A 22,181-nucleotide genomic window follows, 5' to 3' on the forward strand; every position below is an offset into this window, starting at 1 on the left:
GAAAAAGCTAGATGTATACTTTTGTATATGTTTTTAGTAGCAGGCACTAACTATATGGATATGACACCACTTATTTCGAGTCACATTATTGCAACAGGCTATGACGAATCATCTAACACATTACGCATTCAATTTAAAAATGGCACCTATGATTACGCAAACGTTCCAAAAGAAGTGTACGAAGCATTTTTAAAAGCCCCTTCTCATGGGAAATATCATATGAAAAATATTCGGGGTCAATATACATTCGAAAAAATAAAAATAGCTGATAATGAAGAAAAAGCAGAACACCGAGATGTGCACATAACGCCTCATCAAGACGGTGGTTGGCAAATTAAAATTGCAGGAAATGAACAAGCGTTTCGCGTCGTCGATACGCAACAACTTGCCATTCGTATCGGTCGTGCACGTGCTAAGTTAGAACGTGCTGAATTAGTGATTCACGGGAAAGACGGGCGTATTCGTCAAAAAGATAGCTATGGTAACGATCCTTATCCACCAAAAGGGTAACGCCCTACTTTACAAAGAATCTTTTAAAATAGCTTCTCCTGCGGGCAATATTTTGACTGTATTCAACGAAATCATTTGAATTTCCCCACCATCTTTTTGAATATGAGCGTCACGAATTAAGTTTTTTCGTTCTAACGTTTCAACGACTTGTGCAATCGTTGCTAAATCTACTTCGGTATTCGCGTAAATAGGCGCTATCTGTTTATGAGCGTCTTCTTTCTTTTGATATAGTGCTAATAATATAGACTTTTCAATGTCTTCTTTATGCATAAGTATCATCTCCTTTATGAACGTTATCCTTTATGTATGTACCCAACTACGTTCATGCTAATCCATTTATATGCACACAAAAAAGCCCCCGATTGCTCGGAGGCTTTCTTTTTTATGAAATTACGAGAACGCATTAACCTTTATAAAGGAAGTCAAGCTAAGTTCGCAAACGTCGTGTTTGCAACGCTTGACTAGCCTTCATCCTGTCGGCTAATTAAGCTTCTAATAATAAATCTTCTGGGTTTTCGATTAATTCTTTAACCATTTTTAAGAAACCAACAGATTCTTTACCATTGATGATACGGTGGTCGTAAGAAAGAGCCACGTACATCATTGGACGAACTTCAACTTCACCGTTTACAGCGATTGGACGTTGAACGATGTTGTGCATACCAAGGATTGCAGCTTGGTCGCCGTTGATGATTGGTGTAGACATTAATGAACCGAATACACCACCGTTAGTGATTGTGAATGAACCGCCTTCAAGGTCAGATAAAGCTAATTTTTTGTTACGTGCTTTAACAGCTAAATCAGCGATGTCGCCTTCGATTTCAGCGAAGTTTTTGCGATCAGTGTCACGTACGTTTGGTACTACTAAACCGTCTGGAGTTGAAACAGCGATACCTACATCGAAGAATTTGTTGTAGTGGATTTCATCGCCAACGATTTTAGCGTTTACAGCTGGGTATGCTTTAAGTGCAGCAGTTACAGCTTTAGTGAAGAATGACATGAAGCCAAGTTTAGTACCGTTGTGTTTTTCCATGAAAGCATCTTTTTTACGTTTACGAAGTGCCATAACATTAGTCATGTCGATTTCGTTGAATGTAGTTAACATTGCAGTAGTTTGAGATACTTCAAGTAAACGAGTAGCAGCAACTTTTTGACGACGAGTCATTTTTACTACTTCTACGCGAGATTCGTCTGCAGCTGGTGCAGCTTTTGGTGCTGGTGCAGCAGCTTTTGCAGGTGCAGCTGGAGCTGTACCGTGAGCAGCAACGTCTTGTACGCGTACGCGGCCTTGAGGATCAACTGGGTTGATTGCAGCAAGGTCGATACCTTTTTCACGAGCTAATTTACGAGCAGCTGGAGAAGCGATTACACGGTCGTTTGAAGAAGTTTCTTCTACTACTGGTGCAACTGGTGCTGGTGCAGCTTTTTCTTCTTTTGGAGCTTCTTCTTTAGCAGGTGCTGGTGCAGCTTTTTCTTCTTTAGCTGGTGCAGCAGCTGGAGCTGAAGCAGAACCGTTTGGATCAACGCGTGCGATAACAGCGCCTACTTCTACTACGTCGCCTTCTTGTGCTAATACTTCTACAAGTACGCCAGCTTCTTCTGAAATGATTTCAGCATTTACTTTATCTGTTTCTAATTCAACGATGAATTCGCCTTTTTCTACAGCGTCACCTACGTTTTTAACCCAACGTACGATTTCACCTTCTGTGATAGATTCTGCTAATTCTGGTACGATAATATCGATCACTTTAATTTCCTCCTGTTCGGTCTTCCCGAAAATTATTTAGATAATGAGTCTTCGATTACGATTGCTTGTGCAGCTTTATATGCGTCAGCTTCGCCTTCTGCTGGAGAAGATAATGCTGGACGGCCGATATATTTAACTTCTTGAGCATCTGTAGCTAACTCGCGTAAGTATGGATCTGCAAGGAACCATGAACCCATGTTTTTAGGTTCTTCTTGAGCCCATTTGATTGTTTTAGCATTCGGGAATTTCGCGAATACTTCAGCAATTTCTTGTTCTGGGAATGGGTAAAGTTGTTCAACACGTACAAGGTGTAAGTGGTCGAAGCCTTCGCCGTCACCGATTTTTTCAGCAAGGTCAATTGCCATTTTACCTGAAGCAAGTACGATGTTTTCCACTGCATCAACGTTTTTACCTGTAGTTGGGTGTTCGATGATTTTTTGGAATTTACCAGTAGTTAATTCTTCAACATCAGCAGCTACGATTTGGTTACGTAGAAGTGATTTTGGAGACATCATAACTAATGGACGAACTTCGTCTGTGCCAAGGATAGCAGCTTGTTGACGTAATAAGTGGAAGTAGTTTGCAGCGCTTGAAAGCATAACAACTGTCCAGTTATTTTCAGCTGATAATTGTAAGAAACGTTCTAGACGAGCAGATGTATGTTCAGAACCTTGACCCTCTGCAGAGTGAGGTAATGATAATACAACACCTGAACGTACGCCCCATTTAGAGCGAGTTGCAGAGATGAAGTTATCGAACATCACTTGCGCCATGTTTGCGAAGTCACCGTATTGTGCTTCCCAAATTGTAAGAGCGTTTTCGTTTTGTAAGTTGTAACCGTATTCGTAACCTACGATAGATGCTTCAGATAATGGGCTGTTGATCGCTGTGAATGAAGCTTTCGCGCCTGAAATACCGTGAAGTGGTGTGTATTCATTACCGTTTTTCTCATCGTGTAATACTAAGTGACGTTGAGAGAACGTACCACGTTGTGCATCTTGACCAGTAATACGTACTGGGTGACCATCTTGAATGATTGTACCGAAAGCAAGTGTTTCAGCGTGACCCCAGTCGATTTTACCTTTACCTTGGAAAGGATCTTGGCGACGGTTTAAGATTTTCTTTAATTTTTTGAACACGTTGAATCCTTCAGGGAATTGAAGTAATTCTTCGTTCATTTTTTCTAAGCGTTCGCGTTCAACACCAGTTTCAACGATTTCGAAACCTTTTGCTACTGCTTCAGGCATTTCTGAATGAGCGTGTTGGCCAGCGCCTTGTTCTTTAATGTAGTCAAGATCAGCTTGTAATTCAGCTTTAATATCTTTTTGAAGTTGTGCAACGTGTTCTTCAGTTACAACGCCTTCAGCGACTAATTTTTTACCGTATAATGCACGAACTGTTTCATGGTTGTGAACGATGTTGTACATTGTAGGGTTTGTGATCATTGGTTCATCCATTTCATTGTGACCGTAACGGCGGTAACCGATTAAGTCGATTAAAATGTCTTTACCGAATTTAGCGCGGTATTCTACTGCGAAGCGTGCAACTTGTACAACTGCTTCTGGTTCGTCAGCGTTTACGTGGATTACTGGTACTTCGTAACCTTTTGCAGGGTCTGAAGAGTAAACTGTAGAACGAGAGTCGAAACGTTCAGTAGTGAAACCAATCATGTTGTTAGCGATGATGTGGATAGAACCGCCTGTACCGAAACCTTTTGTACGAGAGTAGTTCATTGTTTCAGTTACAACACCTTGACCAGCGAATGCTGCATCACCGTGTACTAAGATAGCAAGTGCTTTTTTAGCGTCTTGTTCTGGTGTACCTGGTTTAGAAGTGTCGTCTTGTGCAGCACGAGTTTGACCAGTTACAACTGGGCTAACAACTTCTAAGTGAGATGGGTTGTAAGCAAGACCGATTGTAGTGCCTTTTGGTGATTTGTAAGTAGCACCTAAATGGTACTTCGCATCATTTGACCAACCAGTTGTTACTTTTAATGAACCGTCTTCAGGAACGAATAGTTCAGCAGGAACGTGAGCGAAATCAGAAAGCATCATTTTGTATGGTTTGTGAACGTTGTGAGTTAACACGTTTAAGCGACCACGGTGAGCCATACCGATTTGGATGTTTTTCGCGCCATTGTCTTCTGCGCCTTTGATAATTTCTTCGATTAACACAACTAGTGCATCAACACCTTCGATAGAGAAACGTTTAACCCCTACGAAAGTTTTGTGTAAGAATTGCTCAAAGCCTTCAACTTTATTTAACATGTCTAAAACTGCTTTTTTATCGTCAGCTGATAGTGGAGCGTTTAATGCGCCGCTTTCAATTTTAGATTGGATCCAAGCGCGTTCGTCTTGACCGACAACTTGATTGAATTCGTAAGCGATTTTGTCAGTGTAAATAGCTTTTAAGTAATTAATAGCATCTAAACCATTTTTAACGTTTGCAGGTACGTTATTAAGAAGTACTGATGCGTCAATCGCACGTAAGTCAGCGTCTGATAAATTGTAAGCGCTAGCTTCAATACGAGTTGTATCTAATTCTTGGTTGTGTAGAGGGTAAATATCAGCTGCTAAGTGACCGTGTTGACGGATTGCATCTGCGTATTGTACCGCTGCTAATACTTTTTGGATATCGCCTGTATTTGCCGCTGCTGTTGTAGTTGCTGCTGTTGCAGTAGTGTCTACAGGTGCACCGTATTGTTCGAATAAAGCGACAAGTTCTGCATCTACTTCTTCTGGTGAAGTTAAGTAAAGATCATACATATCCATTACATAACCAAGGTTAGGACCTGAGAAAGCAGACCAAGGATTGCTGTTTGTCATGAGATTACCTCCAACTATTTTGCCTAAGTGGCACTTCGATTAAATCAAAAAATCCACTATATATTATTTTACCATTTGTACGTATAGGCATATTAAGCCACTACAATACAAACGCTTTCACACTTCAATCTTACTACTCCTCACAAAAAATTCAATAATTTAATTCAAAACTAGCATATTTTCTCTTGAAAGACTTATTTCGTTTAGAATTAACCGGATTCTTGCAGGAAAAAAAGAGGCAGTGAAATTGTGAAAGTTGTACCTTCGTTTAATACGCTAGAAACTTTCATTTTTCCATCGTATTTCTCAATGAGCATTTTAACGATGCTTAGGCCAAGACCCGTCCCACCGTGTTCTCTAGAACGAGCTTTATCGACGCGATAAAACCGTTCAAATATGTGCTCTAAAGATTCTGGTGACATCCCTATCCCATTGTCTTCGATTACGATTGTGCAATTGTTAGAATCAAAAGTCAAGTAAATGTTAATGCGAGGTATAGAAGAATTGTATCGAATCGCATTTTGAACTAAATTGTGCAAAATTTGACGATACGCATTTTCTGAAATCGCAACGCGTTGCATACGATCGTTTTCATTATTATAATGAAGGTTTATTTCACTATTTGGTGAAATTGTTTGCAATTCATCAATGACATTTTCAGTTTGTACTACGACTTCTACCGCACTTGTGTTGTCTTTCGGTTCCCGTCTTGCTAATGAAAGTAATTCTTCTATTAACTGTTTCATACGATGCACTTCTGTAATCGATGTTTCTAATGATTCTTCTAACACATCTGGTTCATCTTTTCCCCATCGTTGAATCATTGATAAATGTCCTTCTAACACTTGAATCGGTGTGCGCAACTCATGACTCGCATCAGCAATGAAACGTTGTTGTTGCAAAAAAGCACTTTCCAATTCTGTCATCATTTGTTTATATACTCGTACAAGATCCCCAATTTCGTCTTCACTTTCTACAGTTACTTGAATCGGTTCTTCAAATTGATGCGCTGCAACACGTTTCATATCTTTCGATAAACGCTTAATCGGTTGCAACATTATCGAAGCGAGAGCCGCACTAATCAACCATGAAGCAATTAACGCAATAACGCCCATCAATAGCATCGCTGTTAATAAATATTGCATTAACGACTGGAGTGATTTTAATGGGTGCGTTAATTGTAAATAGCCTTGAAAACTTCCTAATTGTAAATGCCCTGTTGCGACGAAACTTTTTTCACCATCTACTTTTACTTGCTGTATCGTATAGCCTGTCGCTGGCACGCTCGTTGGAATCTCCGGTATTTCTTCACTTGTATCATTTAGTCGTAAAATTTCAATGCCATCGTGATTTAAAATACGTACTGTTTGATTTTTATCAATAATCGAATTCATAAGCCCTCGATTGCGCTCAATTTCATCTAATGTAACATTTGTGCCTCTCGACTCGAAAAAGCTCGTTAAATCATCCATAGAACGGCTTACCGAACTCTTTTCTTCGTTCAACAACCAACTATGAATACCGACGTAAAACACACAACAGACGATTGTAAAGCTAATAAACAATACAGTTGCCGACATAAACGCCCATTTTTTCCGAAGTGACAAGCGACGTACTTGCTGTTGCCACTGTCTCATTCGCGAATCACATACCCGACGCCACGTACCGTTTCAATCATATTGGGTGGCAATTTTGCACGTAAATGACGAATGTACACATCGACGACATTCGTCTCTACATCTGTATCATACCCCCATACAGTGTCTAAAATGATTTCTCGCGTACATACTTTGTTTTTCGCACGCATTAATAATTGTAGTAAATCAAATTCGGTTTTCGTTAAGTTCAATGGCTGACCATCGACAGTCGCGGTATATCCCGCTTCATCTAATATGACATTTCGAATTGATAATGTAGGTGTTGCAATCGTCTCTACGGTTGATCGTCTCAATGAAGCGCGAATGCGCGCCAATAATTCTTCAATGGCAAACGGTTTAACGATATAATCATCTGCACCTGCATCTAATCCTGCTACACGGTCCATCACAGCATCTCTTGCTGTAATTAAAAGAATAGGGACCGAAGATTGTGCACGCACTCGGCGGCACACTTCAATCCCATTTAATTCCGGTAGCATCACATCAAGTAATATTAAATCAAATGTCTGTTTTAATGCCGCGTCTAAACCATTGCGTCCGTCATAACATACTGTTACATCATATCCTTCATGCTTCAGTTCTAATTGTACGAATCGTGCAATGCTTTTTTCGTCTTCGACTAATAAAATCGACTTACTCAAAGTCCTGCCTCCTATTAAATTCATCTTGCTCTGCAAAGCGGTATGAATTTTTACCGTTTACATTTTTCGCTAAATACAATGCCGCATCCGCTTTCTCCAATAACTCTTCTACTTTACGACCATGTTCTGGATACGTAGCAATGCCGATAGAAGATGTCGGTGAAAAATGATCGCCGTTAATTTCCCAGCCTGTAGACAATATTTTTTGAACGCGATTGATTGTATTTAAAATTTGTGCGTCACGCTTTGTCGCATTCCTTGTCATACGCGTTAAGACGACAACGAACTCATCGCCACCAATTCGGCAGACAAAATCGCTATCGCGCACGCTAGATTTTAATGCCCGGCCAAACTGACGGATAAATTCATCCCCTACATCATGGCCATATTGATCGTTAATCGCTTTAAAATTATCACCATCGATATACATGACAACGATTGACTGGTTCAATGCTTCTGCCTCTTCTTCAATATTTGCCGATTGCAGCGACAAATAACGTCGATTCGGTAACATTGTGAGCGCATCATGATAAGCAAGGAAGCGTAGCTCATCTTCTTTTTGTTTACGCTCGGTAATTTCTCGAGCAATCGATACAAATTGGTAAACTTCTTCTCGAATTGGATCTTGCACACCTGTAATGTAAGCTTCTGTCCAAATCGTTTCACCGTTGCGTGCTTTCATCTCAAGTTCGATATTTAACTCTTGTTCCTCCGTTATAACATTTCGCATTTCTCGACATAATAACGCTCTACTTTCATCTGCTAAAATGTCGGTATAAAACTTGCCGATTAATTGATCTTTTGAATATCCTAAATAGCGTTCATGATTCGGCGATACATATAAGATAATACCATCTTCGTTTGCAATCGAAATAAAATCATTCGTATTTTCAGTGATCAAATTAAATGTTTTTTCAATGCTTTGTAGACTTGATAATAGCGCACGACGTTCTGTAACGTCGACACAAACGGAAACAAAGTTTTTAATATGGTCATCTTTATCTCTCACAGGAACAATCGTCGTATGCGCCCAATAATGTGTCCCTTTTTTAGAACGGTTACAAATCTCACCTTTCCAAATTTCGCCACGATTAATCGTATCCCATAACTGCTTAAAAAATACATTGTCGTGTTGACGAGAGTTTAGCAACGATGTCTTTTTACCGATTAATTCACCTGGACTATAGCCTGCTAAATGTACATAGCCATCGCTCACATATTCAATGACGCCATCTATATCGGTAATACAAAAGTTCGTTGCAGATTCCAGCGCTTGTTTATAACTTTCTAGTAAAAAACTCGTTTCTTTTAACGTATCTTCTAAATGTTGCGCATCTGTTTGCTCAATCCATTCAAATGAAATGGCGACGAGCTTTTTTTCCATGATGATCGGCATGACGACAACTTTGTATTGAATTTGAGAGCCGTCATATACCCCATGCATACGAATTGTTTCTCGTGTACTTCCATTTTTTAAACGTTGTACACATTCTGATAGACGTTTTAATACACTACGTTGATGTTCATTATAGGCTTTTAACTGCTGCCCTTTTTTGATTTTATGTTCCGTATCAAATACTTTTGAAAATATTTTATTCGCTTTCAACACAACGCCATCTGGTGTGATGACGATCATTGGATTGTGCTGTTTTAAAAACAATGTCGATAAAAAATGTTGTTCTTCTTCTAACACTTTATGTGTGGACATTTCTTTTGAGATTGCTAACAGATAGGTAGCATCTAACATGTTGACCGGCCAAACTGTCGTTTCATTTGTATATTTTGCATCTGCAAACAAATAAAAATCACGATATGTCACTTGACGGTTTTCTGTAATGGATTGCTCATAATAATTTGCAACCGTTGCAATTGTCTCTTCACTTAAATGAACTTCTTGTAACGTTTTCCCGATTGGGGACGTATCAAATATTTCTAATGCTACAGGATTGACGTAAACATATTCATATATCGAAGGTTCTCGACGCTTCATCAAGAAAACCATTTGATCACAATGTTCATATAGTGCCGTCATTTGTGCCTCAATAGACAGAACACTCATATTTTAATGTCTCCCTTTTCTGATCTCAAACTTATGCGAATACTGCTAATTTACTCGCTGTGTAATCAACAAGTGCCTCATAAGCTTGTTGCTCTTTTGTATCTTCTAACTTTTGTAATACCCACTCGTCTTGTTGTGGTGTAAATGTATAGTGCGCTGTAAATGTCGCATTCCCAATAAGACGTAAACGATAATCCCCATTATCATTCTGTACTTCACATTTTACGAAGCCGCCTGGGTTAAATACAGTAATCGTACCTTCTCCTACTAAATGTAGTAACGTCGCTACTAACGCAGAGGCTGTCATTGCCGTACCGCAAGCGTTTGTAAAACCGACGCCACGTTCAAACGTACGAACATAAATCTCCTGCTCTCCTAATGGATACATATAACTCACGTTGACCCCATCTGGCGTATAGTCATTTTCTCCATTGAGCATCGTTGCTAATTGTTGTTGATGTTGTTTTGATGTAATCATTTCTTTTGGCACTAAACCAATTAAATGTGGATTTGGCACAGATACTGCTGTAAAGCGAATGTCCGTTGAAAAAGTTGGAATGCATTCGTCAATCAGCGTTGTTTGTGCGTTATATTGCATTGGTAAAGATGTTAAATCAAATGATACAGGTGCAATTTCTACTGCATATGTCGGTACATCATTCATTAATGATGGCTCACGTGTCACGAGTAAGTTTGCTTTCATCGTTTCGATGATACATTCATCTACACCTTCACGCTCTAACACGTAGCGTGCGACACAACGTAGGCCGTTCCCACACATCGAAGCCTCAGAACCGTCCGCATTAATAACACGCATTTTCGCAGTTGCAACGTCTGAAGGGGCAACTAAGAGTAGGCCATCTGCACCGCCATCATTACTTTCGCGGCATAACCATTCACCAAATTTAAACCAATCCATCGATGCTTCATCTTTTGTTTCATATAAATAAAAAGTATTGCCTGAACCGTGTACTTTTAATAAATTTTCTCCCATTGTTTACCCCCTACTTTCCTTATATACAATCATAATCGTAAATGGCGTTTCATACAACTAACTTCCTTCTCGCTTATAACAGAAAAATACTGATTTTTACAATTTTCTATATCCTTATACAAAAAGAACGATTTTATTTTTTGAGTTAATAGACCTATTTTTATCAAAAAGCAGTCATTTTTAATTTTTTTGATGTCTTTTGGTATATTTCTTGCAGATGACGGGTATATATCATTGTCGGACTTCCTGTATCGACACAGTTTTAAAAGAAAAGCGCTATTACAAAACAATTACACATTATCGTCACAAATTGCTATTTTAAACAAAAAAACTCTATTTGAACTATTCCAAAAAACGATATTTTTCTATATAGTTAACTTACAATCCAATAGAATTTTAGAAGGCAATTGGTGCGCCACTAACTAATGTTAGGCTTAGTAGGTTCGATTCCTGTCCTGAAATTTTTCATTGTGAAATTTTTTGATGATGATTCATCTTAAAGGAGGCGTTCTTTATGTTAAAAAAACGTGAACTTCACGAAAGCGCAGAATTATTCGAGTTAATGACTCATCCAGAAGTGTTCCCTTACGTACGGCAAAAAGCTTCTTCAGCAGAGGAATATGCTTTTATGACACGGCAAGTAATGGTAGAGGAACATTTCGGAAAAACGGTATCACGTACGATTACCGACGATTGGGGAAAACCAATTGGCGTCATTACACTGTTCGACGTTGCAGATGGCGCTGGTTTCTTAGGCACTTGGATTGGCAAGCCATACCAAGGCAAAGGATACAACCAGCGCGCAAAAATCGAATTTTTCAAAGAGTTGTTTTTCGAACTCGGCTTTCAAACGGTCTTCATGAAAATTAGAAAAGTGAACAAACAATCTCAACGTGCCGCACAAAAATTAGGCTACGTGACTGATGCACGCGAAACACACCCAATGTTGTATGCGCAAGTCAATAGTGGAGACATTCCTTTCGAGTTATTTAAAGTCGACAAAGATAACTTCTACTTATACCTTGCAACACATCAAAACGAGGAGGAACAAGCAATCTAATGGATACCACAAGTCAGATTATACCGACCTAAAGGCAGCTCAGTAGCAATACGCGACGGAGCTGCCTTTCATATTGCCTGCTAATAAAAAAAGAGCCGCGCATGGCGACTCCATCGATGATTATTTTTTTGCGTATTGTAAGATCAATTGCATCATATCATCTGGTAATTTTGGTTTTTCTGCTTCTTGCATCGTTTGTTTTAATTGTGGCTCTGCATCACGTAATTCGTGTACCGCTTTTAAGAACGATTCTTTATTCACAGACTCTTCTTCTAATACTAAAGCTAATCCTTGTGATTTAAATAAACGTGCATTTAAAATTTGGTCACCGCGTGATTGTGCCGCAGAAAGTGGAATTAATAACATCGGTTTTTCAAGTGCAAGGAATTCAAAAATTGAGTTTGAACCAGCACGAGAAATGATGTAATCCGAGGCGTATAGTAAGTTCGGTAATTCTGTCGTTACGTAATCAAACTGTTTGTATCCTGCAAGACGGTCTAACTTCGGTTCTAAATTACCTTTACCACATAAGTGAATAATATTGTACGTTTGTAGTAATTCTTCTAAGTTGTCACGAACAGCGTCATTAATGAATTTCGAACCTAATGAACCACCCATGATCATAATTGTTGGTTTACCGTTTGTAAATCCGCAATATGTAAGACCTGATTCGCGGTTACCTGAAAATAGTGCTGGGCGGATCACTGAGCCTGTGCACGTTGATTTTTCACTCGGTACATATTTTAATGTTTCTTTAAAGACAGTGAAGATGTGTGAAGCAAATGGCAATGCTAATTTATTCGCTAAACCAGGCGTTACGTCTGATTCATGCGCGACAACGGGAATGCCGGCCATTTTTGCTGCCATTACGACTGGAACAGATACGAAACCACCTTTTGAAAAGACGATTTGCGGTTTAATCTTACGTAATAGCGCTTGTGCTTGTGCTAAACCTTTCAATACGCGGAACGGATCTGAAAAGTTTTTCGTTGAGAAATAACGACGTAACTTACCGCTTGAGATCGCGTGGTATTCGATTTGTGGGAATGCTTGAGGAATGATTTCTTTCTCAATCCCCATTTTTGAACCGATATAATGAACTTCATATCCTGCTTCTAGGAATGACGGAATAATCGCTTGGTTAAGTGATACGTGGCCTGCTGTACCGCCACCTGTGAAGACGATTGTTTTCTTCATAATATTATATAACTCCTATCAATTGAAACGTATCTATTTAATAACCTCGTCATTATACACTACTTCAAAAAAAATGCACGACTTCTGACAAAATTATTATGACAAATTTCATTGTAGCACACGTCGTGGCGTAAAAAAAAGAGCCGCATGTCGCGACTCTTCTAGGAATTAATGATTACCAAGCATCGGAATTTCATTCACGCCATCACCAATAATGACTAGATTTGGCTCCATTTTCATGTATTCTGGCATCCATTGTGTAAGACCATATGCGTATTGGAAAAGCATTGGATGACTATTGCCTGCAATCGGCACATACCCTTTCATACGATAAATCGTTTCTGGTAATGAGCGTACCCAATCTTCTACTTCTTCCATCGTGTATGACTCGCCTTCTTCAAAATGCAGTAAACGCGAGCTTAAATGTAAGTGATGACCAATATCTGCTTTTTTTACTTCTCCTGTAGCCGTTGCTTCCATTTTTTCAAAATAGCCGAATGGAATTTTCGCATTAACGGTTTGTAAAATCGGCGCATGACCATTGAAGCTTTGTAATTCATATGTCACTTGTGCCATTTCTGATTCTGTTAATAAATCTGATTTATTCGCTAAAATTAAATGTGCATGGCGGATTTGTTCTAAAAATAGTGAACGTGTTTGTGGCGTCATTTCATTACGATGTAACCAACGTTTACTATCCGCGATTGTCACGATTCCTTTAATGTTTAAGTCTTTTGCAAATAATGGGGAGTACACTGCGTCTAATGCTTCTACTGGATGCGCAGCACCTGTCGTTTCAATTAGTAAAACGTCCCATTCTGACTCCGCTAATAATGATTGTACTTGCGCTTCTGTTTTTTCAGCGCCTGAACAGCAAATACAGCCGTTCAACATTTCTTTTAGTGGTACGCCTTCTTCTACCGCTTGCGAGTCAAAGTTTAAGCTACCTAATTCATTCATAATAACGGCTGGTTTTAAATCGCGTGCTTTTAATTCACCGATAAAGTTCGCAAGTAATGTCGTTTTACCGCTTCCTAAAAACCCACTTAATAAATATACGTCTTTCATCATTTATCCCTCCAAAGGGAAAAGGAGCCGCAAGCGCAGCCCCTTTTCGTCCATTATTTCGCTTCTTTTAATACGAGATCTTTCGCTTTTTTCAGCTGTGGATCGTCTTTTTGAATTTTATTACGTAGCGCTGTCATTAATTCAGTTGTTGTGTCACCTTTTAATACGCCATCTACGTCTAAATTATGCGTTTGTTGGAATGCTTGTACAGCTAGAGCTGTTTGATAATCATAAAGACCATCTACTGTACCTACATTATAGTCAAGTGCTTCTAACATTTGTTCTGCTACTTTAACGGTATCAGAAACATCGCCTTGTTTTAATGTTTTTTCTGTATCAATGTAAGGTAGGCTCGCATAAGATGGATATTTCACTTTCACATCTGGCTGAATACCTTTTTCATGAATCCAGTGACCATCTGGTGTTAACCATTTTGCAGTCGTATATTTCAACGTTGCGCCGTCTGATAAGTTTTCGACTGTTTGCACAGTTCCTTTGCCGAACGTTTTTTCACCAACAATTTTGACATTTGCTGATTCACTTAATGCACCCGCTAAAATTTCAGAAGCAGAAGCGCTACCGCTGTCGACTAAAATCGTCATCGGTACGGTTACTTTACGACCGTCTTGTGCACTTGCTGATTCTTTTTTACCGTTGCGGTTTTCAACTTGTAGGACCGTTTTACCTGTATCGATAAACAGACTTGCAATATTGATTGCAACATCTAAACGACCACCTGGGTTTTGTCGAACATCAAGGACTAATCCTTTCATGCCTTTCGCTTCCATGTCATCTAATTTCTCAAGTAACTCTTTATACGTATCATCTGAGAAACTTGTAATTTGAATGTGCGCAATTTTGCCTTTTGTCATTTTCGCATAAACCGTTTCCACTGGAATCTCGTCACGTGTTAACGTAAGTTTATGCATCGTTTTTTCATCACCGCGTTGGAATTCAATTTTCACTGTCGTTCCTTTTTTACCACGGATTAATTTTACAGCTTCGTCCGCTGTTTTGCCGACAATCGATTTACCGTTTACCGTTTTAATAATATCGTTCGGTTTAATACCTGCTTTTTCAGCAGGTGAGTTTTTAATCGGTGAAACGACGACAATTTGACCATCTTTTTCTTGAATTTCTGCCCCAATACCTTCGAAGCTTGAAGAAATTTGGTCATTAAATTGCTCGGCTTTTTCTTTTGGCATATATGTAGAATATGGATCTTTTAATGCACCCATCATTCCCTCCATAGCGCCTTCTACCATTTTGTCTTCATCGAGCTCTTTATAGTATTTACTATCTAGCTCATCATAGACGTCTAATACTTTTTGGAATGCTGGATGTGTATTCGTTCGAACTTCTACGACTTTATCCTCTCCAAATGTTAGCGCTAAAATGGTTAAACCCGACGTACCGATAATTAGTACAATTACGAGTATAATGAGCGTAAAAGGTTTCATACGAATATATTTTTTCGCTGGTTGTACCTCTTGCTCATCATTTTGCGAATGTTTCTCGTCCAATATTTTCACCACTTTCACTATTCAAGCGTTCGCACACTACGTCTATTTTAGCAGTATTATTGGCATCCGAAAAGGAAACTAACCGAAAAATGTATATAACTAAAAAAAACAGTCTTCTACCATTTTGTAGGACGTATTCATGCGTTTATTATCAAAAAAAAGACGCCTCTATAAAAGAGACGTCTTCATATGATGATTACTCAGCGATTGCAGCTTCTAATGCAACAACCATCATTTCTTTGAATGTTGATTGGCGTTCTTCAGAAGATGTTGCTTCACCCGTAATTAAGTGGTCAGAAATTGTTAATACTGATAATGCTTGTGCACCGTATTTTGCAGCTAATGTGTAAAGTGCTGCTGATTCCATTTCAACTGCTAATACACCGTAGTCAGCTAATAGTTGGTTTGGATTTTTCTCACCGTAGAATAAATCTGCAGTGTACACGTTACCAACGCGTAAGCTTAAGCCAGCTTCTTTACCTGCGTTGTATGCTTTTAATAATAAATCGAAGTCTGCGATTGGTGCGTAATCGATACCACCAAATTGGATTTCGTTCATTTTAGAGTCAGTTGTCGCACCTTGCGCAAGTACAACGTCGCGTACTTTTACGTCTTCTTTAAGCGCACCAGCAGTACCGACACGGATTAATTTTTTACAGCCGTAATCTTTTAATAACTCTGTTACGTAAATAGAAATTGATGGTACACCCATACCTGTACCTTGTACAGAAACACGGTGACCTTTGTAAGTACCTGTGTAACCGAACATGTTACGTACATCATTGTATTGAACTGGGTTTTCTAAAAATGTTTCAGCGATAAATTTCGCACGTAATGGATCCCCTGGTAGTAAAACGATATCAGCGATTTCGCCTTGTTGTGCATTAATATGAATACTCATTGAATTCATTCCTCATTTCATTCGTTTTGGAAAGCCTTTTCAAAGCTAATTAGATTGTACTAGAATGTCTGACCTCTGACAATTAATATGTTAAGGTTCTAACAAATATTTCTCTTCATACATACCCCATAAGTCGTCAAACGTAACGGCATTTAAGTCATCGCTTGCTAATTGTTCAATATATAAAGAAAGCGGTTCAAACGTATCGGCTTGTTTTGGGAAGCTATGATCGTTAAACATCGCTTCTGCAAAAGTACCGTAAGCATCATCTGCACCACGGAACGTTAACACGTATAAATAAAAACTAGGTCTCATATGATTCGCCCCTTTCCTGTTATTTTTGCTAAAAATGTATATTTAATCACGATTGCTTACTGTATAATTAGTACTACAAAGGGGGAATATTTATGACAATTGTAGCAAATGACACATCTAGCGATACATCAATCGCAGCGAAACCTTCACCAAAAATAAATGCATTTCATTTCATTTCATTCGGTGGCGCATCGTCACGACATTCTTCGCCTTATGTATGTTACTCGTAGCGATGTTGATGTTAACGTATCACAATTTAGAAACGTTAAAAGATGAATTGAAAATGTTTAATGATGAAACGTTAAAAACTCAATTACAAGTCAATAGCTTATCCGGTACACTCGCGGAAATGACAGCACTCGCTCAAACGTATGTCATTACAGGCAAAGAAAGCGATGCCGCACTTTACAATGATCAGAAGCAAGCATTTGACGAACGTATGTCACAACTCCAACAAACATTTAAACATGCTCCTACTGAAGCGAAACATCTTGAAACGATTTTAGCGTATTATTCCACTTATGTGAATACAACAAAACAAGCGATGGATATTCGTCAATCAGAAGGTTTAGAGGCTGCGCAGTCATATGTCACGCGTGGTAGCGGTCAAAAAGCGATTAACAACGTTAATCAGCAAATTGATTATATGACAGCATCGCTGAATAAACAAAGCAAAGCGAAATTAACGAGCCTAGAAAAATCAACAACTGTATCAGAAGTCATTTTCTTCTCTTTAACATTACTCGCAATCATTGTGTTATCAATTACAGGTTTTTTCTTATTTACTTCTATTAAACGAAACACATATCGCATTCAGCGTACGATCGTTGATATGGCCAATAACAACGGTGACTTAACGCGTCGCATTCATATTTCGACGAAAGATGAGTTTGCACAAATCGGTCAGAGTACAAATCACTTAATCGAGGCAATCGGTCATCTCGTTGAGCGAGTCGACACACTTGCTAATGAAGTCGCAACGAGTGGCGAACAATTAAAAACATCTGCCTCAAAAAGTACAGACGTTATGCAAGCACTCGCTGATTCTTCTACAACGATTGCGACGAGCAGTGATCAAACGATTACCTATATGAATGAAGCCGCCGCTAAAATGGATGTACTCCATCAAGCAGCGACAGATTTAGCAACAAATACAGCAGATGTGAAACAAAGTTCTGCAGCGATGATCGGTGTGGCGCAAACAGGTTATCACGCTGTTCAGAAATCTGCCAATATGATGATGGATATCGAAGAAACGATTGCACAAACGACTGAAACCGTTCAAAAACTTGGCGAACGTTCGTCTCAAATCACCTCTATTATTCAGACAATTACGAATATTGCTGATCAAACAAATTTATTAGCATTAAATGCCTCCATTGAAGCTGCACGTGCAGGTGAAGCTGGTAAAGGCTTCTCTGTTGTCGCAGATGAAGTACGTAAGCTTGCCGCTTCTTCGCAAACAGCGGCAAATGAAGTCGCGCAAATGATCGTAGCCATTCAACAAGAAATCGAAACAATCGTAGCACAAAATGATGACGGTGTTGAAAAAGTCATTGCGGGCGTAACGGTTACAAATGAAATGACGACTTCCCTATCGTCAATTGTTGAACAAACAACAAATACATTAGCTATTATTGATGATATGGCGCAAAAAATTCAATTATTTGAAACGCATAGTCATGACGTGACGCAATCGTTTATCGAAGTAAATACGATTGCTGAAGAAAATGCCATTCAAGCAGAAGCAAACGCCAAAGCAACGGTTGAAGGCGCCAAATCGATTGACTATATGTATGATGCGATTGATGACTTATCTGACCAATCACATGCGCTGCAACAGATGGTGAGTACTTTTAAAATTCGCTAAAAAACATGCAACTTTTCTAATTCCGACGACGTCCTTTAAATCGATTGACCCACTAAACGTAAAAACGCTACACATAAAAAGCATTTAGTGGTACTATTGCCTAACGGGAGATGAATTTACAATGAAATTAACAAAATACGCATTATCTTTAGGCGTTTTAACAGCCGGTACATTATCAGCTGCAACACCATCATTTGCAGCAAAAACAACTGCAGAAGCAACTTTATCAGGTAAAATTTTAAACCCTGTTACCGTTCGTGAAGGTGCAGACGTCAAATCAAAATCACTTGGTACACTTAAAAAAGGCGATAAAGTAACCGTTTATTCTACAGACAAATATGGCTGGGTAAAAATCCAATTTAACAATAAAAAAGCTTACATTTATAAAGATTATGTTAAAGTAAGCGACGCTAAAACAACGTCTACTAAAAAAGAAACAACAAAAAAAGACACTACATCTGCCAAAGATACAACGTCTTCAACTACTAAAAAAACAACGACAAAATATATCCAACAACCAGGTGCGAACGTTCGTTCAAAAGGCAACGTTACAAATTCTAAAATTTTAGGTACATTAACACCTGGTACAAAAGTTTCAGCATATAACACATCAAAAGATGGCTGGGTAAAAATCAGCTACAAAGGCGGCGTAGGCTATGTTTATAAAGACTACATCGGTGCTAAAAAACCTTCAAAAACAACAACTACTACAAAACCTTCAACTTCTACAACGACAGCAACACCTGCAAAAACAGGTTACAACGTCCAAGTAGGTAAAACTTACACATATACATTAAACGGTTCTAAAGTGACGCTTTCTAGCAAAGGTAAAAAAGCATCTGGTTACACTGTATGGACATTAAAAGATAGCAAAACGAAAAAATCTTCTACTGTATATATGAAGGAAGTCGCTGGTAAAGGCTTATACTACAAAAAAGCTGGCGAAAAAGCCGTTCAATTACTAGGCTACCCATTCGCAGTTGGCGATACTTATAAAAACGGTTCAACTACTTATAAAGTAGCGGCTGTCAACGTTTCTGTAAAAACAACTGCAGGCACTTTCAAAACAGTGAAAGTTAAAGCTGGTAATGAAACATACTACATCGCACCAACAACTGGTGTTGTGAAAGTAACAAAAGGTTCTAAAACAATTTTCAAATTAACAGCAATTAAATAATTGCGACTTTTTAAGAGCATTGCGCTACGGCGTAATGCTTTTTTTGTGTTGTTCCATCTTCTTATTCTTCTGATTTTTGTCATTTTTCTGAATTTATATTGTCACACGTAAAATTTAGTGTTAGAATTCCATTAATTGATTATATCTTATTAACTTAATAGGTTTTCTTATCGAGAGAAGCTAAGGGACGTGGCCCGTTGACGCTTCAGCAACCCCATTGGAAGGTGCTACATCCACGAAGACATAGTCTTGCAGATAAGGAAGGTTGACACTACGCCCCTTTCTACTGCATAGATTGGGGCGTTTATTTTTTTATAAAGGATGATGACAATGACAAATATTGAAACGAAATTAGCACAGCTAGGCAATAATTCAGATGAGCGCACAGGTGCCATTAACGCACCGATCTATTTATCTACCGCTTATCGCCATCCAGGCCTTGGACAGTCAACTGGATATGATTACACACGTACGAAAAATCCAACACGCGATATTTTAGAAGCTGGGATTGCAGATTTAGAAGGCGGCGATGCAGGTTTTGCCTGTAGCAGTGGTATGGCAGCTGTCGGCTTAGTCTTTTCTTTATTTAAGTCTGGCGACGAAGTCATCTATCCGGACGATTTATACGGTGGCACGTACCGTTTAGCGAAGCAATACGAAAAACAATACGATATTAAAGCGCATTTCAATCCATTTACGAATATTGATGAAGTCACAGCATTAATTAACGACAAAACGAAGGCGATCTTTATCGAAACACCGACGAATCCGTTAATGCAAGAAATTTCTATTCGTGATTATGCAAAATTAGCGCACGATAACGGCTTATTATTAATCGTTGATAATACATTTTTAACACCTTACTACCAACGTCCGATTGAGCAAGGTGCAGATATCGTTATGCACAGTGCGACAAAATATATCGGCGGTCATAATGACGTTTTAGGCGGACTCGTTGTCACAAAAGGTGAAGAACTAAGCGAAAAACTATTTTTACTACACAATGCGAGTGGTGCTACATTGAGCGCATTTGATAGTTGGTTATTAATTCGTGGTTTAAAAACGCTACATTTACGTATGAAACAACATACGAAAAATGCCCAAGCACTCGTAGCATTTTTAAATGAACAACCTGAAGTAAAAGATGTATTATATGCTGGACTTGGCGGTATGATTTCGTTCCGTTTACAATCGGCCGAATGGGTACCGAAGTTTTTAGAAGAAATTGAACTAATTGCATTCGCTGAAAGTCTTGGCGGTGTCGAAAGCTTTATTACTTATCCAACGACGCAAACACATGCAGATATTCCAGAAGAAGAACGCAATACACGCGGTGTAGATGCTTCTCTATTACGCTTCTCTGTCGGCTTAGAAGACATTGATGATTTAAAAGCGGATTTAGCACGTGTATTCGCTTCATTAAAAGGAGTGGTTATTTCATGACTAACAACAACGAAAATTTCGAAACAACTTTAATTACAGCATCAACACGCGGGGACTATGAAGCGAAAACGGGCGCCGTGAACATGCCGATTTACGTTTCATCTACGTTTGACCAAGAAAAATTTGATAGCTTCGGCCCGTACGACTATAGCCGTTCAGGTAACCCGACGCGTCAAGCACTTGAAAATACAATCGCAGAACTTGAACACGGTACACGCGGTTTTGCATTTGCCTCAGGCATTGCAGCAATCGCCTCTGCCCTACTAACACTTGAAGCTGGTGACCATATTGTCATTACTTCAGAAGTGTATGGTGGTACGTATCGCTTCGTCACAAAAGTATTAACGAAATATAACATTACACATACATTTGCAGATTTCACAAACTTAGCTGAAGTAGAAGCTGCCATTCAACCGAATACGAAAGTGTTATATGCAGAAACGCCTGCCAATCCATTACTAGGAATTACAGACTTAAAAGGGATTATTGCCATTGCGAAAAAACATAATCTTTTAACATTCGTCGATAATACATTTATGACGCCGCTTTATCAAAAACCGTTAGACCTTGGTGCTGACGTCGTTTTACATAGCGCGACAAAATTCCTCGGTGGTCATAGCGACATTATCGCCGGTCTTGCCGTAACGAAAGATGAAGCGATTGGTGATGCGATCTACTTCATGCAAAACTCAATGGGTGCAATTCTTGGCGCACAAGATTCATTCTCACTGATTCAAGGTATTAAAACGCTAAATGCTCGTTTAACGTTAGAGAGCGCTTCTGCCGCAAAAATTGCGGACTACTTAGTAGCGAATGAGCACGTAACGGCCGTTCATTACCCTGGTTTATCAACACACCCAGGACATGATATTCATTTCGATCAAGCGACAAGCGCTGGCGCTGTTTTATCATTCGAATTACCATCAAAAGAATTTACGAAAGTATTCGTTGAAAATGTACAAATCCCAATTTTCGCGGTCAGTCTCGGTGGTGTCGAATCGATTCTGTCATATCCAGTGACAATGAGCCACGCAGCCATTCCGAAAGAAGAACGTGATAAACGTGGGATTACAGAAGGTCTACTACGTTTATCAGTCGGCCTAGAAAACGTTGACGATTTAATTGCAGACTTTGCACAAGCTTTCGAAAAAGCAGTAGAAGTAACAGCTGTAAAATAATCAGCATATAAAAAA

The 22,181-nt window shown here is 39.0% G+C and carries 19 protein-coding genes and 1 riboswitch; of the genes, 7 read left to right on the top strand and 12 right to left on the bottom strand.

Features of this window, described 5'->3' with window-relative positions; genetic code table 11:
• The first annotated feature begins 54 nt into the window (after nt 1-54).
• Complete coding sequence (locus KMHG_RS19500) at nt 55-510, top strand: KTSC domain-containing protein (protein WP_010285930.1); 456 nt, start codon at nt 55-57, stop codon at nt 508-510.
• A 9-nt stretch (nt 511-519) separates the two neighbouring features.
• Here the strand turns inward: KMHG_RS19500 and KMHG_RS00680 are convergent, their stop codons facing one another.
• The 7 genes from KMHG_RS00680 to dapF form a co-directional block, all read right to left on the bottom strand.
• Complete coding sequence (locus tag KMHG_RS00680; protein WP_010285932.1) at nt 520-780, bottom strand: hypothetical protein; 261 nt, start codon at nt 778-780, stop codon at nt 520-522.
• A gap of 214 nt (nt 781-994) precedes the next feature.
• Nucleotides 995-2,257: a 2-oxoglutarate dehydrogenase complex dihydrolipoyllysine-residue succinyltransferase gene (odhB, locus tag KMHG_RS00690; protein WP_010285935.1), complete on the bottom strand. Its 1,263-nt coding sequence runs from the start codon at nt 2,255-2,257 to the stop codon at nt 995-997.
• A 32-nt stretch (nt 2,258-2,289) separates the two neighbouring features.
• Nucleotides 2,290-5,082 (bottom strand): 2-oxoglutarate dehydrogenase E1 component, encoded by a 2,793-nt coding sequence (locus tag KMHG_RS00695; RefSeq protein WP_010285937.1) that lies wholly within the window; start codon nt 5,080-5,082, stop codon nt 2,290-2,292.
• Nucleotides 5,083-5,291: 209 nt separating this feature from the next.
• Nucleotides 5,292-6,719, bottom strand: coding sequence for a HAMP domain-containing sensor histidine kinase (locus tag KMHG_RS00700; protein WP_026021958.1), 1,428 nt, complete (start codon nt 6,717-6,719; stop codon nt 5,292-5,294).
• Complete coding sequence (locus KMHG_RS00705) at nt 6,716-7,381, bottom strand: response regulator transcription factor (protein WP_010285941.1); 666 nt, start codon at nt 7,379-7,381, stop codon at nt 6,716-6,718. Before KMHG_RS00705 ends, KMHG_RS00700 begins: the two co-directional genes overlap by 4 nt.
• Nucleotides 7,374-9,440, bottom strand: a complete 2,067-nt coding sequence (locus KMHG_RS00710; RefSeq protein WP_010285951.1) for a sensor domain-containing diguanylate cyclase — start codon at nt 9,438-9,440, stop codon at nt 7,374-7,376. The genes KMHG_RS00705 and KMHG_RS00710 overlap by 8 nt, the downstream gene beginning before the upstream one ends.
• A gap of 31 nt (nt 9,441-9,471) precedes the next feature.
• Complete coding sequence (gene dapF / locus KMHG_RS00715; RefSeq protein WP_010285952.1) at nt 9,472-10,434, bottom strand: diaminopimelate epimerase; 963 nt, start codon at nt 10,432-10,434, stop codon at nt 9,472-9,474.
• Between the two features lie 514 nt (nt 10,435-10,948).
• On the opposite strand from dapF, the gene KMHG_RS00720 reads away from it, so the two are divergent.
• Nucleotides 10,949-11,494 carry a GNAT family N-acetyltransferase gene (locus tag KMHG_RS00720; RefSeq protein WP_010285953.1) on the top strand — a complete coding sequence of 182 codons (546 nt, stop codon included), beginning with the start codon at nt 10,949-10,951 and terminating at the stop codon, nt 11,492-11,494.
• Nucleotides 11,495-11,614: 120 nt separating this feature from the next.
• On the opposite strand, the gene murG is transcribed toward KMHG_RS00720, so the two are convergent.
• The 5 genes from murG to KMHG_RS00745 form a co-directional block, all read right to left on the bottom strand.
• Nucleotides 11,615-12,694: an undecaprenyldiphospho-muramoylpentapeptide beta-N-acetylglucosaminyltransferase gene (murG, locus tag KMHG_RS00725; RefSeq protein WP_026021959.1), complete on the bottom strand. Its 1,080-nt coding sequence runs from the start codon at nt 12,692-12,694 to the stop codon at nt 11,615-11,617.
• 165 nt (nt 12,695-12,859) lie between these two features.
• Nucleotides 12,860-13,759, bottom strand: coding sequence for a CobW family GTP-binding protein (locus KMHG_RS00730; RefSeq protein ID WP_010285955.1), 900 nt, complete (start codon nt 13,757-13,759; stop codon nt 12,860-12,862).
• Nucleotides 13,760-13,812: 53 nt separating this feature from the next.
• The gene (locus KMHG_RS00735; protein WP_010285960.1) at nt 13,813-15,282 is read right to left on the bottom strand and encodes a lmo1851 family serine protease; all 1,470 of its coding nucleotides are present in this window, start codon (nt 15,280-15,282) and stop codon (nt 13,813-13,815) included.
• Nucleotides 15,283-15,478: 196 nt separating this feature from the next.
• A complete protein-coding gene (gene deoD / locus KMHG_RS00740) occupies nt 15,479-16,183 on the bottom strand; it encodes a purine-nucleoside phosphorylase (RefSeq protein ID WP_010285961.1) in 705 nt (234 codons plus the stop codon).
• A 90-nt stretch (nt 16,184-16,273) separates the two neighbouring features.
• On the bottom strand, nt 16,274-16,498 hold the full coding sequence (locus tag KMHG_RS00745) for a YozE family protein (RefSeq protein ID WP_010285964.1): 225 nt from the start codon (nt 16,496-16,498) through the stop codon (nt 16,274-16,276).
• Between the two features lie 92 nt (nt 16,499-16,590).
• On the opposite strand from KMHG_RS00745, the gene KMHG_RS18965 reads away from it, so the two are divergent.
• From KMHG_RS18965 to KMHG_RS00770, 5 genes are all read left to right on the top strand, one after another.
• A complete protein-coding gene (locus KMHG_RS18965; protein WP_154647353.1) occupies nt 16,591-16,728 on the top strand; it encodes a hypothetical protein in 138 nt (45 codons plus the stop codon).
• 8 nt (nt 16,729-16,736) lie between these two features.
• The gene (locus KMHG_RS00755) at nt 16,737-18,368 is read left to right on the top strand and encodes a methyl-accepting chemotaxis protein (RefSeq protein ID WP_238984656.1); all 1,632 of its coding nucleotides are present in this window, start codon (nt 16,737-16,739) and stop codon (nt 18,366-18,368) included.
• Between the two features lie 121 nt (nt 18,369-18,489).
• On the top strand, nt 18,490-19,545 hold the full coding sequence (locus tag KMHG_RS00760; RefSeq protein WP_010285966.1) for an SH3 domain-containing protein: 1,056 nt from the start codon (nt 18,490-18,492) through the stop codon (nt 19,543-19,545).
• A gap of 164 nt (nt 19,546-19,709) precedes the next feature.
• A riboswitch (SAM riboswitch) is annotated at nt 19,710-19,807 on the top strand.
• 62 nt (nt 19,808-19,869) lie between these two features.
• On the top strand, nt 19,870-20,988 hold the full coding sequence (locus KMHG_RS00765; RefSeq protein WP_026021960.1) for a methionine biosynthesis PLP-dependent protein: 1,119 nt from the start codon (nt 19,870-19,872) through the stop codon (nt 20,986-20,988).
• Nucleotides 20,985-22,166 (top strand): aminotransferase class I/II-fold pyridoxal phosphate-dependent enzyme, encoded by a 1,182-nt coding sequence (locus KMHG_RS00770; protein WP_010285969.1) that lies wholly within the window; start codon nt 20,985-20,987, stop codon nt 22,164-22,166. Before KMHG_RS00765 ends, KMHG_RS00770 begins: the two co-directional genes overlap by 4 nt.
• The last annotated feature ends 15 nt before the right edge of the window (nt 22,167-22,181 follow it).

It is taken from the genome of Kurthia massiliensis, assembly GCF_000285555.1.
Taxonomy (GTDB): domain Bacteria; phylum Bacillota; class Bacilli; order Bacillales_A; family Planococcaceae; genus Kurthia; species Kurthia massiliensis.